We start from the raw sequence: 958 nt of genomic DNA, 5'->3' as shown, positions 1-958 counted from the left end.
TCGCGCGCTTCTCGTGTGACGACGACTGACGCATTTGCCGCGAAGGGCCGGCCCACGGGTGCGCTCGTGGGCAGGCTCCCCTGCGCGCCGTGCGCTTTCGTCAAGCGTCCGTCTGATCTGCTTCGCTCTCGCTCGTGCTGGCGTCGGCGTCCCCGCGGTTCTTGCGGGACGCGCGGCGGAACCAGCCCCGCAGTCCGATGATCGAGGGCGCGGGGATCGTGGGGTCCACCTCACGGGCCTGTTCGAGGGCGTCGACGAGCTGCTCGAAGAAGGTGATGGCGATGCCGTCCCAGAGGTCCACCTGCGATTGCGAGACGGGCGCGGTCGGCGCGACCGAGGCGGCGTCGCGGAGGGCCTGCGCTGCGGAGAGGGCGAGGTCGCGGAATCGCCCCACGGCATTCATATCCAATCGATTGCGCGCGCGGCGCTTGACGATGCCGGGGGACGGATCCGTCAAGAGGGCGTCCGCGACGTCGCAGAGCGCGACGAGGGCGTCGCTGATCGGGCTCTGGGTCCCCGGGGTCGCGTACGCTGCGTCGATCCGCGTGACCCAGCCGGGGATCCCGCCGGCGAGGTGGAGGAGCGTGCCACGGAGCCGATCGCGCGCTTGCTTCGCCTCCGCGCCGAGCTCCTCGGCCTGCGTTTGCCGGATCTGCTTCTCCGCGGCGCCGAGGGACGCGCCTTTCTGATTGGCGTCGTAATGGGTCTCCGATTGCCGCGCGGCCCAGGCGGCGATGCGGAGCCAATCGGCGGAGACGAACCCGAGGAGGTCGAGCTGCTCGGCCTTGGCGGTGAGGAGCCAATCGGCGAGGAGGCCGTAATTGCGCGCGAGCTCCTTCGCCAGGCGAGGCGTGCCGATGCGCCGACCCTTCGCGATGAAGTCGTCATTGCGGAGCCCTTCGAGCTCCAGCCGCGCCTCGGATTCGGTGGCGTCGCCGAGGCGGGAGACGATGTCGGT

1 protein-coding gene is annotated in these 958 nt (G+C 70.7%); it reads right to left on the bottom strand.

Annotated elements, in window-relative coordinates:
• Positions 1-100: 100 nt before the first annotated feature.
• Positions 101-958 (bottom strand): hypothetical protein (locus tag E8A74_RS53710; protein WP_170230033.1); only part of this gene is annotated, 858 nt, incomplete at its 5' end.

Source organism: Polyangium fumosum (genome assembly GCF_005144585.1).
In the GTDB taxonomy this organism is placed as follows: Bacteria; Myxococcota_A; Polyangia; order Polyangiales; family Polyangiaceae; genus Polyangium; species Polyangium fumosum.
Note: the sequence above shows the minus strand (reverse complement) of the source record. Positions and strands in the feature narration are given on the sequence as shown.